The 15681-nt window shown below is 65.6% G+C and carries 16 protein-coding genes; 9 read left to right on the forward strand and 7 right to left on the reverse strand.

The genetic code is table 11. The features are described 5' to 3' along the window. Genes AC5Y7E_RS02520 through prpD form a run of 3 tightly spaced genes read right to left on the reverse strand, consistent with a single transcriptional unit; the run spans position 1 to position 3538 of the window. Entirely contained in the window at positions 1 to 1128 is a 1128-nt protein-coding gene (locus tag AC5Y7E_RS02520; RefSeq protein ID WP_499947323.1) for a bifunctional 2-methylcitrate synthase/citrate synthase, read from the reverse strand. Continuing rightward, positions 1125 to 2039: a methylisocitrate lyase gene (gene prpB, locus AC5Y7E_RS02525; protein ID WP_499947324.1), complete on the reverse strand. Its 915-nt coding sequence runs from the start codon at positions 2037 to 2039 to the stop codon at positions 1125 to 1127. The genes AC5Y7E_RS02520 and prpB overlap by 4 nt, the downstream gene beginning before the upstream one ends. Further along, on the reverse strand, positions 2039 to 3538 hold the full coding sequence (gene prpD / locus AC5Y7E_RS02530) for a 2-methylcitrate dehydratase PrpD (protein WP_499947325.1): 1500 nt from the start codon (positions 3536 to 3538) through the stop codon (positions 2039 to 2041). The genes prpB and prpD overlap by 1 nt, the downstream gene beginning before the upstream one ends. Before the next feature lie 119 nt (positions 3539 to 3657). Here prpD and AC5Y7E_RS02535 point away from each other — a divergent pair, with 119 nt between their 5' ends. Beyond that, positions 3658 to 5055, forward strand: a complete 1398-nt coding sequence (locus AC5Y7E_RS02535; protein WP_499947326.1) for a short-chain fatty acyl-CoA regulator family protein — start codon at positions 3658 to 3660, stop codon at positions 5053 to 5055. An 82-nt stretch (positions 5056 to 5137) separates the two neighbouring features. On the opposite strand, the gene AC5Y7E_RS02540 is transcribed toward AC5Y7E_RS02535, so the two are convergent. Further along, positions 5138 to 5719, reverse strand: a complete 582-nt coding sequence (locus AC5Y7E_RS02540; RefSeq protein WP_499947327.1) for a TetR/AcrR family transcriptional regulator — start codon at positions 5717 to 5719, stop codon at positions 5138 to 5140. A 264-nt stretch (positions 5720 to 5983) separates the two neighbouring features. Between AC5Y7E_RS02540 and AC5Y7E_RS02545 the strand changes: the two genes are divergently transcribed. The 3 genes from AC5Y7E_RS02545 to AC5Y7E_RS02555 all read left to right on the forward strand — a co-directional run bounded on the left by AC5Y7E_RS02545 (position 5984) and on the right by AC5Y7E_RS02555 (position 8992). After that, entirely contained in the window at positions 5984 to 6901 is a 918-nt protein-coding gene (locus tag AC5Y7E_RS02545; protein ID WP_499947328.1) for an alpha/beta hydrolase fold domain-containing protein, read from the forward strand. 28 nt (positions 6902 to 6929) lie between these two features. Next, positions 6930 to 7871, forward strand: coding sequence for an NADP-dependent oxidoreductase (locus AC5Y7E_RS02550; protein WP_499947329.1), 942 nt, complete (start codon positions 6930 to 6932; stop codon positions 7869 to 7871). Between the two features lie 131 nt (positions 7872 to 8002). Continuing rightward, positions 8003 to 8992, forward strand: coding sequence for a D-2-hydroxyacid dehydrogenase family protein (locus AC5Y7E_RS02555; RefSeq protein WP_499947330.1), 990 nt, complete (start codon positions 8003 to 8005; stop codon positions 8990 to 8992). A 6-nt stretch (positions 8993 to 8998) separates the two neighbouring features. On the opposite strand, the gene AC5Y7E_RS02560 is transcribed toward AC5Y7E_RS02555, so the two are convergent. Genes AC5Y7E_RS02560 through AC5Y7E_RS02570 form a run of 3 tightly spaced genes read right to left on the reverse strand, consistent with a single transcriptional unit; the run spans position 8999 to position 11471 of the window. After that, complete coding sequence (locus tag AC5Y7E_RS02560) at positions 8999 to 9607, reverse strand: TetR/AcrR family transcriptional regulator (protein WP_499917188.1); 609 nt, start codon at positions 9605 to 9607, stop codon at positions 8999 to 9001. Next, entirely contained in the window at positions 9604 to 10377 is a 774-nt protein-coding gene (locus tag AC5Y7E_RS02565; RefSeq protein WP_499947331.1) for an SDR family NAD(P)-dependent oxidoreductase, read from the reverse strand. Before AC5Y7E_RS02565 ends, AC5Y7E_RS02560 begins: the two co-directional genes overlap by 4 nt. Beyond that, positions 10374 to 11471 (reverse strand): NAD(P)H-dependent amine dehydrogenase family protein, encoded by a 1098-nt coding sequence (locus tag AC5Y7E_RS02570; protein WP_499947332.1) that lies wholly within the window; start codon positions 11469 to 11471, stop codon positions 10374 to 10376. Before AC5Y7E_RS02570 ends, AC5Y7E_RS02565 begins: the two co-directional genes overlap by 4 nt. Positions 11472 to 11575: 104 nt before the next feature. Between AC5Y7E_RS02570 and AC5Y7E_RS02575 the strand changes: the two genes are divergently transcribed. The 5 genes from AC5Y7E_RS02575 to AC5Y7E_RS02595 all read left to right on the forward strand — a co-directional run bounded on the left by AC5Y7E_RS02575 (position 11576) and on the right by AC5Y7E_RS02595 (position 15680). Then, the gene (locus AC5Y7E_RS02575) at positions 11576 to 12433 is read left to right on the forward strand and encodes an SDR family oxidoreductase (protein WP_499947333.1); all 858 of its coding nucleotides are present in this window, start codon (positions 11576 to 11578) and stop codon (positions 12431 to 12433) included. 46 nt (positions 12434 to 12479) lie between these two features. Then, positions 12480 to 12863: a DUF1330 domain-containing protein gene (locus AC5Y7E_RS02580; RefSeq protein ID WP_499947334.1), complete on the forward strand. Its 384-nt coding sequence runs from the start codon at positions 12480 to 12482 to the stop codon at positions 12861 to 12863. Between the two features lie 62 nt (positions 12864 to 12925). Further along, entirely contained in the window at positions 12926 to 14281 is a 1356-nt protein-coding gene (locus AC5Y7E_RS02585; RefSeq protein WP_499917183.1) for a WS/DGAT/MGAT family O-acyltransferase, read from the forward strand. A gap of 6 nt (positions 14282 to 14287) precedes the next feature. Continuing rightward, the gene (locus AC5Y7E_RS02590) at positions 14288 to 14773 is read left to right on the forward strand and encodes an NUDIX hydrolase (RefSeq protein WP_499947335.1); all 486 of its coding nucleotides are present in this window, start codon (positions 14288 to 14290) and stop codon (positions 14771 to 14773) included. A gap of 1 nt (position 14774) precedes the next feature. Next, positions 14775 to 15680 (forward strand): haloalkane dehalogenase, encoded by a 906-nt coding sequence (locus AC5Y7E_RS02595; RefSeq protein ID WP_499947336.1) that lies wholly within the window; start codon positions 14775 to 14777, stop codon positions 15678 to 15680. Position 15681 lies beyond the last annotated feature (1 nt).

A 15681-nucleotide genomic window follows, 5' to 3' on the forward strand; every position in this document is an offset into this window, starting at 1 on the left:
TTACGATAGAGCGCGTTGCGCGGGTCCGACATACTCGCTCAGCGGACGGATCAACGCGTTGGACGCGGTCTGCTCCATGATGTGCGCCGTCCAGCCGGTAATGCGGCTCATCACGAAGATCGGCGTGAAGATGCCGATGTCGAAGCCCATCAGGTAGTAGGCGGGCCCGGTCGGGAAGTCCAGGTTGGGCTTGATGCCGTTGACCTCGGCCATGCGCGCCTCCAGGATTTCGTAGATGTCGAGCCACTTCTGCCCGCCCCGCGCCGCGGCGACCCGGTTGAGGGCCTCCTTCATGGTGGGCACCCGCGAGTCACCGTTTTTGTACACCCGGTGACCGAAGCCCATGATCTTGTCTTTGCGATCCAGCTTGCCCCGCAGCCATTCTGCGGCCTTGTCGGCGGTGCCGATGTCGAGCATGTCGCGCATGACGGCCTCGTTGGCGCCCCCGTGCAGCGGGCCCTTGAGCGCGCCGATAGCCGCGGTGACCGCACTGTAGATATCGGACTGAGTGGACGTCACCACCCGGGCGGCGAAGGTCGACGCGTTGAAGCTGTGCTCGGCGTAGAGGATCATCGACTGCTCGAAGGCGTCCACCACCACCTGCTCGGGCACATCACCGAAGCACATGTGCAGGAAGTTCTGCGCGTAGTTCATGTGGCTGTGCGGGGCGATGGGGTCCAGGCCGCGCCGGCGGCGCATGTCGGCGGCGACGATGGTGGGCAGTGCCGCGAACATCCGCATCGCCTTGGCATGGTTGGCCGTCGGGCTGCTGTCGTCCTCGTCCGGGTCCTCGGCACCCATCGAACTGATGAAGGTGCGCACCACGTCCATCGGGTGGCAGGTCTCGGGCAACTTGGCCAACAGCGACAGCTGGGATCGGTTCAGCCGGCGCGACGCGCGTTCTCGCTGGGAGAACAGCGCGAGCTGTTGGTCGTCGGGAAGCTCGCCGTGCCACAGCAAGTAGGCGACCTGCTCAAAGCTGCACTTCGCCGCCAGGTCCTGCACCGCGTAGCCACGATAGGTCAGGGAGTTGGTCTCCGGGACGACCTTGGAGATGGCGGTGGTGTCGACGACGACACCGGCCAGGCCCTTGTAGATGCGGGGTTGGCTGTCTTCGACGGCGCTCATCGCACGGCTCCTTGCGCGAAGTTGTAGATATCGGAATCGAATCGGTTGTAATCGGCGTAGCGCAGCAGCTCGTAAAGGCGGCTGCGGTGTTGCATGCGGGCTACGAGTCCGGATTGCGTTCCCGCGTCTGCGATCTCACGAAGGCCGGCCTCGACGGCGTGCATCGCCAACCGCAGCGTGGTCACGGGGTAGATCACCACGTTGTAGCCGAGGTCGGACAGCTGCCGGGCGCTCAGGAGCTCCGACTTGCCGAACTCGGTCATGTTGGCCAGCAATGGCGTGTCCACCGCGGCGCGGAACTGGGCGAATTCCGCTGGGGTGCGCAGCGCTTCGGTGAAGATCAGGTCGGCGCCCGCATCGGCATAGGCCTTGGCTCGGTCGATCGCCGCGGGGATTCCTTCGATCCCAACGGCGTCGGTGCGAGCGCAGATGATGAAATTCGGGTCCCGCCGCGCGGCGACGGCGGCCGTCAGGCGTTTGATCATCTCGTCTGTCGGCACCACGGCCTTGCCGTCGAGATGCCCGCACCGCTTCGGGTTTTCCTGATCCTCCAAATGGCAACCGGCCAGCCCGGCGTCCTCCAGCACGGTCACGGTGCGCGCCGCGTTCATCGGCTCACCGAAGCCGGTGTCGGCATCGATCAGGGTGGGCAGGTCGGTGACGGAGGCGATCTGTGCGCCGCGGGCGCTGACTTCGGTCAGGGTGGTCAGGCCGATGTCGGGCAGACCGAGGTCGGCCGACAACGCTGCCCCCGACACGTACACCCCGTCGAACCCGAACTCGCCAATCTGCTTGGCCACCAGCGGTGAGAAGGCTCCTGGGAACCGTTGCAGGCGGCCGGCTTTCAACGCGGCACGGAAGCGCGCCCGTTTCGTCGCCGCCGGGAGGGCGCCACCGATCGGCCCGCTCATCAGAAGATTCCCCGAGAGATTTTGGGCGCGTTGTCCAGCACCACCGGATCGACCGTGATGTTGAGCGCGGCCAACGCGCTCGCCTGCAGGTCCGGCAGGGCCTCGGCCGCTGAGAGGAACCGCTGCTGCTCGGTGTCGCTGACGATGCCCTCGGCCAGTTCTTTGAACTTTCCGATGTACTGCTTGCGGCCGAACGGCCGGGCCCCCAGCGGGTGCGCGTCGGCGACGGCGATCTCGTCGACGATGACCTCACCGTTTTTCAGGGTGACTTCGGCGCGCGCGCCGAACGCCTTCTCCGCGGGGTCCGTGGAGTGGTAGCGCCGGGTCCATTCGGGATCCTCGATCGTCGAGACCTTGCGCCACAGCTCGATGGTGTCGGGCCGGTGGGCTCGCTGCGGCGCGTAAGACCTTTCGTGATGCCAGGTTCCGTCCTGCAGCGCGACCGCGAAGATGTACATCACCGAATGGTCCAGCGTTTCGCGGGAGGCATCCGGGTCGAACTTCTGCGGGTCGCCCGCTCCGGTGCCGATCACGTAGTGGGTGTGATGGCTGGTGTGCAGCACGATCGTCGCGACCTGCTCCAGATCGCCGATACTCTCGCGCATCCGGCGGGCGAGGTCGATCAGCGCCTGACTCTGGTATTCGGCGGAATGCTCCTTGGTGTAGCTGTCCAGGATCGCGCGCTTCGGCTCACCGGGTTCGGGGAGCGGGACCCGATACGTGTGGTCGGGCCCCGAGAGCAGCCACGCGATCACCCCGTCCTCGCCCTCCCAGATGGGGGCGGGCGCCGCCTCGCCGCGCATGGCGCGGTCGACGGCTTCGATGGCGACCTTGCCGGCCCAGGCCGGCGCGTAGGCCTTCCAGCTGGAGATCAGGCCCTTGCGTGACTGCCGGGTGGACGTGGTCAAGTGCAGTGCCTGACCGATGGCCTGGTAGACGGTCTCCTTGTCGAGACGCAGCATGGCGCCCAGGCCCGCGGCCACCGACGGGCCCAAATGAGCGACGTGATCGATCTTGTGCTCGTGCAAGCAGATTCCCTTGGCCAGATCGATCTGGACCTCGTAGCCGGTGGCGATGCCGCGGATCAGGTCGGCTCCGCTGATCCCGAGGTGCTGGGCCACCGCGACCAGCGGGGGGATGTTGTCGCCCGGGTGGGAGTACTCGGCGGCCAGGAAGGTGTCGTGGAAGTCCAGTTCGCGCACGGCGACTCCGTTGGCCCAGGCCGCCCACTCCGGTGAGTAGTCGCCCTCGATCCCGAAGACTTTGGCGCCCTTGGACGGGTGCGCCCGCGCCTGGGCGCGGGCGGCGGCCACTGGGCGACGGGTGATCGACGCGGCTGATACCGCGGCGTTGTCGATGATCCGGTTAATCACCATCGCCTCGGTATCCGCGGGCACGGCGACCGGGTCGGCCGCGACCTCGGCCAACTTCCAGGCCAGGTGCTCCTCGCGGGGGAAGTCGTCGGCGCTGCGCCGGGTTCGAACGTCGTGAATCCGCATAACTCGCACCATACGCAGACGCGGCTACCGGGGTAAATGCCCTGTAAAAGCGAAATCATGTGTCCTTGACCGCGACGTTTTGCGAATCTTGCGTAAAGGCGGGGCGTACTGTGTGGCGGGTGGCGAAGACGTTCGCCGGCGCACGGTTACGGCGTTTGCGCGAGGAGCAGGGGTTGACCCAGGTGGCGCTGGCGCGCGTCCTGGGGTTGTCGACCAGCTACGTCAATCAACTGGAAAACGATCAGCGTCCGATCACCGTCCCGGTCCTGCTCACCCTCACCGATCGGTTCGACTTACCCGCGCATTACTTCGCGCCGGAGTCGGACGCTCGCTTGGTGTCGGACCTGCGTGAAGTCCTTGCCGATGCGTCTGCCACGCCCGCGCAAGTCGAGGAGCTCGTCGCCCGCATGCCCGCGGTCGGCCAGACGCTGGTCAATCTGCATCGGCGGCTGCACGACACCACCGCCGACCTCGAAGCGCTGCACAGTCGCGCCAATGTCGACATGTCGGGAATAGCCCAGCAGCCAATGCCGTTCGAAGAGGTCCGCGACTTCTTCATCGGCGAACTGGACACCGCCGCGGAAGACATGTTCAACGAAAACGGTTTGCGCATCGGCGGTCTCGACGGCCGGCTCGCGGAGCTGCTCGCCGCCAGGCTGGGCGTCACGGTGGTGATCGACGACGGTCAAACGTTGGATCCCAACTCCAAGCGCCTGTTTGCGCCCGATTCGAAGACCGTGTATTTGGCCAGGTGGCTTCATCCCGGCCAGCGGGCCTTTCAGCTCGCCACCCAGATCGCTCTGCTCACCCAGGAGAGATTGATTACCGGGATCATCGCCGGCGACGATCAGCTCAGTGACGATGCGCGCGGCGTGGCCCGCATCGGTCTGGCCAACTATTTCGCCGGCGCGCTGCTGTTGCCCTACCAGAGATTCCTCGATGCCGCCGAAAGTGTCCGCTATGACATCGACCAGCTGGCAAGACGATTCGAGGTGGGCTTCGAAACCATCTGCCACCGGCTGTCCACCCTGCAACGCCCCAGCGCCCGCGGTGTGCCGTTCATCTTCGTTCGTACCGACAGCGCGGGAAACATTTCAAAACGCCAATCCGCCACGGCATTTCACTTTTCCCGCGTCGGCGGAAACTGCCCTCTGTGGGTGGTGCATCACGCGTTTTCCCGGCCCGGGCAGTTCCTGACGCAAGTCGCACAGATGCCCGATGAGCGGACGTATTTCTGGATCGCCAGGACCACGACGAGCGAGCCGAGCCGTTATCTCGGTCCGGACAAGACCTTCGCCATCGGGCTGGGCTGCGACGTCGCCCATGCCGAGAAGCTCATCTACTCCGTCGGAATCGATCCGACCAACGCCGAATCGATCGTGCCGATCGGCGCGGGCTGCAAGATATGCGACCGGCCCGCGTGTCCGCAGCGAGCTTTCCCCTATCTCGGTCGCCCGGTGCATGTCGACCCGCACAGCAGCACGGATCTTCCCTATCCGCCGGAGATTACGGGCTGATGGCGGTCAGATCGGGACGCCCGCCGCCGCCTAGCTGTACCCGGCACGGTGAAACTCGGTTGAATTCGCCGCGCTAGTACCGTCAAGGCCCTTTGCGCAGCGCTTGGATTGCGGTGTCGAGGTCTCGGAGGGCTCGCTGGACAAGCGCGGTCATGGATTTCCGATTTCCGGGTTGCAGCCAGCTCTGGAAGGCATCGCCGAGGGCGAGTGCGCCGAAGTTGGCGGCCAGGTTCGCGACAGGCGGTTTTACCCCGCGCGCGACCAGCGCGTCTGCTATCGCCGTTGTCAGGGCGGCGGCTTTGAGCAGGTCTCGCTCTTTGAGTTCGGGATTGGCGTCGATGACGGCTTGACGTTTGGCCACGAATTCGCGGCGGTCGTCTGTGAAGCCGGCGGCGAACGCGGTCAGTGCGGCCCCGATCGCTTCCATGGGGCCGGCCGCGGCGGGCGCACCGGCGATGGCGTCGGCGAACATGCCGCGGTAGGCATCCTGGCCGCGGAATAGAATCTCGCGTTTGTCGGCGAAGTGACGAAAGAACGTCCGTTTGGTCAATCCCGCGCGCTCAGCGATCTCGACGACCGTGACGTCCTCATATCCGCGCTCGGCGAACAATTCCACCGCCGCGGCTCCCAATCGCTCGGCCGCGTTGGGTTCCCACCGACTCATGCCCGCATTCTAAAGCGCGAAGATGTAGTGATGACACCAAGTGCCGGTTTGGTGTAGTGTGATGACACCTGGTGCCGTGAAATCGGCGGGATACCACCTTCTGCGCAGACAGGAATCGGAATGAAGGATCTTCGCGCAGCCTACGGCCAGTACGCACTCGCGACCGGGGCGTCCTCGTCGAGACCGCGCCGGATGGGCCCTGAGACGGAAGTAGCCTCTACTGCAGCGTATTTCGAGAGGAGTCACCCCTTGCACATTCCTGGCATGCCAGTCGATATCCCTGACGAAATGCTTTCGGCGGTGCTCCGGCCCGAATTCGACACTCTGGCGCCGGTCGAAGTCTTCCCCGGGGTAGCGAGTCATCTGGATCGCCCGTACGCCACTCGCATCGGATTTCGGCAACTCACCATGGATCTGCACATCCCGCACCATCCCGCGGCCACACCGGTTCCCGTGGTCGTGTACGCACATCCGGGAGGCTTTTTCACCGGCAGCAAGCAAATGGGCCCATGGCGGTTTCTGCTCGAGGCTGGGCTGGCGGTGGTGTCGGTCCAGTACCGGCTCAGTGGCGAGGCCGTCTTTCCTGCGGCCATCCAAGATGTCGCTGCGGCCGTGCGCTGGGTGCGGATCAACGCCGATCGCTACAGCTTGGATTCTGAGCGCATCGTGGGCTTCGGTTCCAGCGCAGGCGCGTATCTCATCAGCGCCGTTGCGCTCGCCGGAGACAACAGCGACCTGGTGAGCAGCACCGAACCCTACTCGGAGGTGTCCTGTGGTCTGACTGCTGTCGTGGAGCACCACGGGCCCACCGATTTCCTCAAACACGATGAAGACGCACACCCCGACGCCATCGAACGAATGCACGGTCCCGACAGCACACTGGCGCGCTTCTTCGGATTCGTGCCATCCAGCCGGCCGCAGGTGGTTGAGCGGGGAAACCTGTGCCGCCTGGCGCGTCCCGGCGCGCCACCCTTCCTGATCGCCCACGGGGACAGGGATCGTCGCGTCGGCATCGAGCAGAGCCGGCGCCTGCATCGCGCACTCACAGCCGTGGGGGTCCGGGCGGACCTGGTGGAGATCGTCGGCGGCGACCACGGGTCTGCTCACTTCAACGCGGCTCCGCTGCATCACAGAACGCGGGCATTCCTCGAATCTGTTCTGGCAGTGCCCCTATCCCGTTGACCACGACACCACTGATCGGAGAACTCACATGCACACGATGAAGCGAATTCAGTACCACCGCTACGGTGGACCGGACGTCATGCGGCTCGAAGGCTTCGAGCCCAGGAAACTCGGCGCCGACGATGTTCTCGTCCGGGTGCGCGCGGCCGCTGCTAACCCGATGGACTTCGTAATCCGAAACGGCGCGATGAAGATGGTGACCGGCCGAACCTTCCCACGTGGGATGGGTTACGACTTCGCCGGCATCGTCGAGGCAGTCGGCGACGACGTGACTCGGGTGCGGGTGGGCGACGAAGTGCTCGGGGGGCCGCCGATCAAGTGGTCAGGCGCGTTCGCTGACGTGGTCGTCGCCGAAGAGAAGGGTGTCGTCAGGAAGCCCGCTGCCTTGACGTTCGAGGCGGCGGCCGCCGTTCCCACTGTCGGTTTGACCGCCTACCAAGCCCTGTTCAACCAAGGGAAGCTGCAGCGTGGCGAGTCGGTGTTCGTGCACGGATGCCTTGGGGGAGTGGGTCGCTCGGCGGTGCAACTCGCGTTGGCACACGGGGCGGCCGTGGCGGGAAGCTGCCGGGCCGGCTCGGCGGACGAGGCACGCGAACTCGGTATCGATCCGATCGTCGACTTCGACTTCGATCCCATCCCCCTCACCCGCCGATTCGATGTCGTCCTGGACACCGCCGGCACGTTACCGGTCAGAGACTCCCGAAAGATGTTGACGCCCAACGGTCGTATCATCAGCGTCAAGCCGAGTCCAGCGAACATGGTCAGGAGCGCCCTGCCGGGCCCATTCCACGTCGTGATCGCCAAGGCAGTCACAACCGATATCGAGGCCGTCGCGCGAGCCGCCGGCGCAGGGGTGCTGCGGCTACCCATCGCCCAAACGGTGCCACTATCGCAAGCAATCTCAGCCCTTACGCAACTCGAACAAACCAGATTCGCCAAGCGGGGCAAGCTCATTATTGTGCCTGACTAAGCCAGTCGGCCGGCGACACCAAACGCCGCGAACAGGACTGGAGCGAGCCGCCTCCCCACCAGATGAGTATGCGGTAGTCACGGCGGGGACGTAATGTTGCGCTGAGCCCTTCACCGGATTGGGGAAACAGTATGCCCAGGGTAGCGATTCTCGATGACTACGCGGGCGTGGCCTTACAGGCTGCCGACTGGTCACCCGTGCAAAAGCGCTCCGAGGTAACCGTTTTCGACCGCCACCTGGCCGGGGACGAGGCGGCCGATGCGCTGCGGCCGTTCGACGTGGTGTGCACCCTGCGTGAGCGGATGGCCTTTCCCCGCACCCTGATCGAGCGGCTGCCGGACCTGAAGCTGATCACGATCGTCGGCAGGAGCCTGCCGAACCTGGACATGGCCGCAGCGACCGAACACGGGATATTGGTGGCGCACTCGGATTTCGCCCATCCCCGATTCAGGTCCATGCGCGACGCCACGCCGGAACTCGCCTGGGGGCTGATGATCGCGACGGTGCGCAATCTCGCCGACGAGCATCGCAACATGCGGGCCGGCGGCTGGCAGAGCAGCGCGGGTATGACCCTGTCCGGCAAGACCCTCGGGCTGCTCGGTCTGGGTAGGGTCGGCAGACGCATGGCCGAATACGGCAGGGTCTTCGGCATGGATGTCATTGCGTGGAGCCAGAATCTCACCGAGGACGCCGCCACCAGCGTGGGCGCCCGCCGCGTAGAGAAGGCCGCTCTGTTCGAATCCTCTGACGTGGTCTCCATTCATCTGGTGCTCTCGGAACGCACCCGGGGACTGGTCGGCGCGGCCGAGCTGGCGCTGATGAAGCCGCATGCCTACCTGATCAACACCTCCAGGGGCCCGATCGTCGACGAGGCGTCCCTGCTGACCGCGCTGGAAGCCGGGCGCATTGCCGGGGCCGGGCTGGACGTCTACGACACCGAGCCGCTGCCGAAAGACCATCGGCTGCGGCTGCTTCCGAACGTGACGCTGTCTCCCCACCTGGGGTACGTCACGCGGGAAATGCTGGGCGCCTTCTACTCGGACTCGGTGGAATCGGTGGTGGCCTGGCTGGACGGGGCGCCCATCCGGATCGCCAATCCCGAAGTGGCGCGGCGCCGTTGAGCGGATTTACTTCCGCTTCCAGTGTGGACTTTTGACCGCGTCCAGCGCATCGGTGACGTAGCGGTCCAGTGGCCACGGTTTCCCGGACTGCCGCACCCACTGCTGGAAGGCGAAATCGGCAGCCGCGAAGGCGAGTTGGACCAGCAGCCCGGGACGGATATCGGCCGAGGGATCGACGCCCATCCGTTCGGCGATGAGCTTGGTGGCCCGCTCCTTGTCGGCCGGCCGGTGCACCGTGACCTTGTCGAGTAGGTCGGGAACCACCAGCAGGGCTTCGCGCCACTCCTCGGTGTCGGCCTGCTCGAATGAGCGGGTCCGCGTGATGATGGCGTTGATCAGCGCGACATCGGGTGACTCGGCGGCGGGCCGGCCCTCGAGGAGATTGACGATCGCGGCGCCACCATAGCGCACCGGTGCGAGCAGAAGCTCTTCCTTCGCGGGCACGTGCCGGAAAAACGTGCGCGGGGAAACGCCTGCGGCCGTGGCGATTTCCTCGGTGGTCACCGAGTCGTAGCCGCGCTCGACGAACAGGCGGAACGCCGCACGCCGGATCTCGGCCCGGATCTGCGCGCGCTGCCGGTCGCGGAGCGACACTGGCCTGGTCGGAAAGGTCATCGGAAGCAGCCGATCCCGCCGTCGACGTGAATGGTCTGCCCGGTGATGAAGGTGGCGTCATCGCCGAGTAGGAACGCCACCAGCGCACCCACGTCGGTGCGGACGTCCCCGATGCGCTTCAATGGAACCCGCCCCACGGCCTTGTCGTATTCCCTGGGCGCGAACGACTTCCAGAACTTGACGCCGTCTGATTCGGCGAAGGGGCAGATGACATTGACGCGGATGTTGTCGCGCCCCCATTCCAGCGCGGCCACCTTGGACAGCCCGCGGATGCCCTCCTTGGCGGCGGCGTAGCCGCCCCACTTCGGCTCGCCGCCGGTGCCCGTCCCCGAACCGAGGTTCACGATCGACCCGCCGCCGGCCTCGACCATCAACGGGTGCACGGCCTGCATCAGCAGGAACGTCGCGCGCGGGCCCACGTCGTAGCCGAGCGCCAGGTCTTCAGTGGTGATGTCGACGAATGCCTTGGGCTCGTTGGTGGCGATCGCGTTGTTGACCAGACCGTGCACCGTGCCGAATGCGTTGACCGCCGCGGCCGCGATACGCTGCGCGCTGTCCGGGTCGCGAAGATCGGCGACGAGCTGTTCCACCCGTCCTATCGTCTTGAGTTCGGTGGTGGTGCTGTTGAGGGCCTCTTCCTGGATGTCCACCAGTAGCACCTGTGCGCCGCGTTCGAGCAGCGCGGTGGCGGCGCCCTTTCCGACGCCTTGGGCGGCACCGGTGACGATAGCGACGTGCCCCCGCATCGAATCGGGGTGGCTGTAGCTCATCCGGCGGGCCCCAGCCGCAGCGACGCGAGGTTCGGCGCCGGACGACCGGCGAACAAAGGCAAGTCGAGGTAGGTCTTGATGCCCGGTTCGGCGGCGCAGACGTCGGGGATGGCGTTGATGCAGTGGTTGGCGGTGACGACGACGCCGGGGTTCTTCACCAAGCCTTCCGCGATCGTCTCCGGCTGCAGACCCTTGAAGGTAAGGCTCACGTCGGGGTCGCCGGTGATCTCCACCTCGAAGCGCTCGCCCCGGTCGCCGAAGTGCCAGGCCGGGTCCAGGTTCTCTTCACCCATCAGCCAGTTGACCGCCGCGGTGATGACCGGCTCGCCGTCAACCAGCGCCTGCCAGCGGAACCGGCGCGCGGCCACCGTGCCGGTCGTGATCGGGAAGGCGTCGTAGTCGATGTCGGCGGTCGCCACGGCGACGTCCTGGATGGTCCTGATGTTGGGATCGATGCGAAAGCCCATGTGATCGGCGATCATTCGGACCGACTGTTTGAAGCCCGCTTCGAGCAGCCCGGCCATCGGCCCTTCGGTCGCTTCCTCGGGGGTGCCGCCGAACCCCATGATGTGGCGCACCACGTCCGGCGCGTTGTAGGTGCGGATGTCGGAGAACTCCTCGGCACGCACATGGGTGATCGCCGACGACAGTGAGGAAATCATGAGCGGGAAGCGTTCGGTGATGCCGCCGGGGTGAATGCCCGAACCATGCAGCGTCACACCGCTTTCCGTCGCCGCGTCGGCGACGGCCCGGTGACGCTTGTTGTCCGGATCGGGATAGACCCAGCCGACGGGGGTGACCACGTTCTTGCCGGAACGGAGGATGGCGATCACTTCGTCGTCATTGGGTATCAATGGGCTGTACATGACGCAGTCGGCGTCCAGCGCCAGTATTTCGTCGATGCTGTTGGTGGCGGTGACGCCGAGCTCCTGCGTCCCGACGATCCGGCCGACGTCGACACCGTTTTTCTCCGCGCTGTGCACCCAGCACCCCACCAGCTCGAGCTGTGGGTGATTGATGACGCACTCGATCGCCGCTTTGCCCACGCCGCCGGTGGCCCACTGGATGACACGGAGTTTGGCTGGGCTACCCATCATTGACCTCCCGGACGGACGGTACGCGCTGGCGAATGAATTGGCAGGCTATGACTTGGTGACAGTGACTGTCAACAACGAACGGTTTGTGAGAGGGTTTGTTGATGAGCGTCCTCGACGGCAAGATCGCGATCGTCACCGGCACCAGCCGCGGCGTGGGCGTGGGCATCGCCCATGAACTGTTGCGCGCCGGTGCGACAGTGGTCGGCTGCTCGCGCTCACCGCTCGACACCATCCCGGGCATAGAACCGGACTGGGCGGACCGCGCTTCCCAGAAGGTGTGCGATCAGGGCGACCATCGCTCGATCGATGCGTTCGTCGCCGACGTCGTGGCCACCCACGGTCGGGTCGACATTCTGGTGAACAATGCCGGCGGTACCGTTCCGGCGCCGCACGCCGAGAGCATTCCCGAACTGGTGCAACGCATTCAGGGCGCGCCCGCGGACGAGGACGAATACGCGCGCACGGCTCTGTTTCACGCCTTCGCCGTGCAGATGAACCTCATCAGCCCGCTGTGGTTCGCCATCCGCGCCTATCGGCAGATGCAAACTCAGGACGGCGTCGGCTGCATCATCAACATCTCCAGCGGCGCCGGACATCCGGCCGGATCCCCAACCCTGGTCTCCTACGGGGCGGCCAAAAGCGGTCTCAACCACCTCACCCGCTCGCTGGCCGAAGAGTGGGGGCCCACGGTGCGGGTCAACTGCATCGCGCTGGGCCCCACGATGACGGAGAATTTCCGATCATTCGTGTTACCCAAGGACGACCCCGATGGCGCCAAATATTTCGCCGCCGTCCCGTTGCACCGCGCCGGTGAGCCCGCCGAAGTCGGGCGGGTCTGCGTTTTTCTGGCCGGTGGACAGGCCGACTTCGTCAACGGCACCACCATCGAATGCGACGGCGGGATGCTGCCCGGCGTGCTCTACGAGGCGGGCTTGAAGACCATCACAGATCTGCTGTAACGGCCCCCGCATCCTTCTAAATGGGAACCAGCGCAAGGAGATTCACATGAGCGGCTTGGAACCGACGCCCGAGCAGTTCGCCGCCCTCGCGGCGCGACCGGCTGATGCGCCGGTGGTGATGGTCAACCTGTTGAAGTTCAAGCCCCAGGGTGGCCTGGAGAGTTACCTACAGTACGGCCAGGAAGTGGTGCCGCACCTGGAACGCGTCGGCGCGAGGCTGCGCTACGCCGGGGGAGCGCCGTCGGTGGTGATCGGCGATGGCGAACACCCTTGGTGGGACGCGATTCTCATCGTCGAGTATCCAACCCCGCAGGCCTTCATCGATATGGTGACCACCCAGGAGTACGCCAAGGTGCACGAGCACCGCGCCGCGGCGCTGGAGCGCGGAGATTTGATCGCGACCTCGACATGGTCGGTGGTCACCCAATGAACTGACGCCGGTCCGATCACGAAAGGCTTTCCGGATCAGGCCTAAATGGGTGTAATAGGTGGATGGAACTGATAATGCCCACCGACGCGATCTTTCTTCTGGGAGAATCTCGCGAACATCCCATGCACGTCGGAGGCTTGCAGTTGTTCGAGCCGCCGCCGGGCGCCGGGCGCGGCTTCGTTCGAGAGCTCTACAAGAGCCTGGCCGATCAGCGGGATTTCCAGCCCACCTTTCGCAAGCATCCCGCGAGCTTTGTCGGTGGAATCGCGAACCTGGGCTGGTCGTACGACGACGCCGTCGACATCGACTACCACGTTCGGCGTTCGGCGCTGCCGTCGCCCAAACGGGTTCGTGAACTGCTCGAGCTCACCTCGCGGTGGCATAGCAGCCTGCTCGATCGGCACCGCCCGCTGTGGGAGACGCACATCGTCGAAGGCCTGAAAGACGGCCGGTTCGCCATCTACACCAAGGTGCACCACGCATTGATCGACGGCGTCTCCGCGCAGAAACTGATGCAGCGCGCATTGACCACCGACCCCGAGGACACCGAGATTCGCGCCCCATGGACTCTGCGCAAACCCAAGCGTAAATCCAATCCCGCGTCCCCATTGAGCTCATTGGCCCGCACGGCGGGATCCCTTGCGGCACTGGCCCCCTCGACGATAGGGCTGGCGCGTGCGGCGCTGTTCGAGCAACAGCTGACGTTGCCTTTCGGGGCGCCGAAGACGATGTTGAACGTCAAGATCGGCGGCGCCCGCCGGTGCGCCGCGCAGTCCTGGTCACTGGACCGCATCAAGAACGTGAAGAAGGCCGCGGGAGTCACGGTGAACGACGTGGTCTTGGCGATGTGCTCGGGCGCCCTGCGCTACTACCTGCTCGAGCAGGACGCGCTGCCGGACACTCCGCTGATCGCGATGGTCCCGGTGAGCCTGCGCACCGAGGAAGAGGCCGACGCCGGCGGCAATCTGGTCGGAGCAATCCTGTGCAACCTCGCGACCGACGCCGACGATCCCGCGCAGCGTCTGCTGACCATCAGCGACTCGATGCGCAGCAACAAAAAGGTGTTCTCCCAATTGCCGCGGTTTCAGGCGCTGGCGCTGTCGGCCGTCAATACCTCGGCATTGGCGCTGGCGGCAGTCCCGGGCTGGGTCTCTTCGACGTCACCGCCGTTCAACATCATCATCTCGAACGTGCCGGGCCCCACGCAGCCGATCTACTACGGCGGCGCCCGGCTCGACGGCAACTACCCGCTGTCCATCGCGCTGGACGGCCAAGCGCTCAACATCACGCTGGCCAGCAACGCCGGCAATCTGGACTTCGGCCTGGTCGGATGCCGGCGCAGCGTGCCGCACCTGCAACGGCTGCTCGCGCACCTGGAGTCCTCGCTCAAGGATCTGGAACGCGCTGTGGGAGAATAGGTCTCGATGGCAAAGCTGAGCGCGGGTGTGATGTTGTACCGGACCTGCGGCAGCGTCGTCGAAGTCTTGGTCGCGCATCCGGGTGGGCCGTTCTGGGCCCGCAAAGATGACGGCGCGTGGTCGATCCCGAAAGGCGAGTACACCGACGGGGAGGATCCCTGGGCGGCCGCGCAGCGCGAGTTCTTCGAGGAGCTGGGGCTTCCCGTGCCGGCCGGGCCCCGCATCGACCTCGGTCAGCTGAAGCAATCCGGCGGCAAGGTCGTGACCGCCTTCGCCGTACACAGCGACCTCGACATCGCCGACGCGCGCAGCAACACGTTCGAAATGGAGTGGCCGAAAGGATCGGGCACGCTGCGGGAGTTTCCCGAAGTCGATCGCGTGGGCTGGTTCGCGGTGGCAACCGCACGCGTCAAACTGCTGAAAAGTCAGCTCGGCTTTCTCGATCGCCTGATGGCGGACCCGGGCCTGGCCGGACTATCCGAAGGGACATGACATGCAAACGCTGCGAACACCCGACGACCGGTTCGACCATGTCCTCGATTTCCCTTACACCCCAAGGTATTGCGAAGTATCCGACGACGAAGGCGGCACGCTGCGGGTGGCCTGGGTCCAGGACGGCCCGGAAACCGCCGATCCGATCCTCATGCTGCACGGCGAACCGTCGTGGTCATATCTGTACCGCAAGATGATTCCGATACTGGTTGCGGCCGGCCATCGAGTCATCTGCCCGGACCTGGTCGGTTTCGGCCGCTCGGACAAGCCGACCCGCCGCGAAGACCACAGCTACGCCCGGCACGTCGGGTGGATGCGGGCGGTGGCGTTCGATGTGCTCGACCTGCAGAACGTCACCCTGGTAGGTCAGGACTGGGGCGGGCTCATCGGATTGCGGCTTGCCGCAGAGCATCCCGAACGATTCGCTCGGTTGGTCGTCGCCAACACCGGGCTGCCGAATGGCGAACAGCCCATGGCCGACGTCTGGTGGAAATTCCGCGACGCCATAACCTCGGCGCCGGCGCTGAACGTCGGCGCGTTCGTCCAGGGCGGTTGTCGCCAAAAGATGAGCGAAGAGGCGCGCGCCGGCTATGACGCGCCGTTTCCCACCGACGACTACTGCGCCGGGCCGCGCGCCATGCCCGGTCTGGTGCCCACCTCACCGGACGACCCCGCCGCGGCGGCCAACAAGACCGCCTGGACGAAGCTTTCGGTGAGCGCGACGCCCATGCTGGTCGCCTTCAGCGACAGCGACCCGATCACCGGGCCGATAGCCGCCATCTTCGAGCGGCAGATGCGCGGCGCTCAGGGGATCGAACACCCAGTGATCGAGGGCGCCGGGCATTTCCTACAGGAGGACGCCGGAGCGCAGCTGGCCGGCCACATCGTGGAGTTCCTGCGCCGCTGAA

Source organism: Mycobacterium sp. NGS17 (assembly GCF_059813205.1).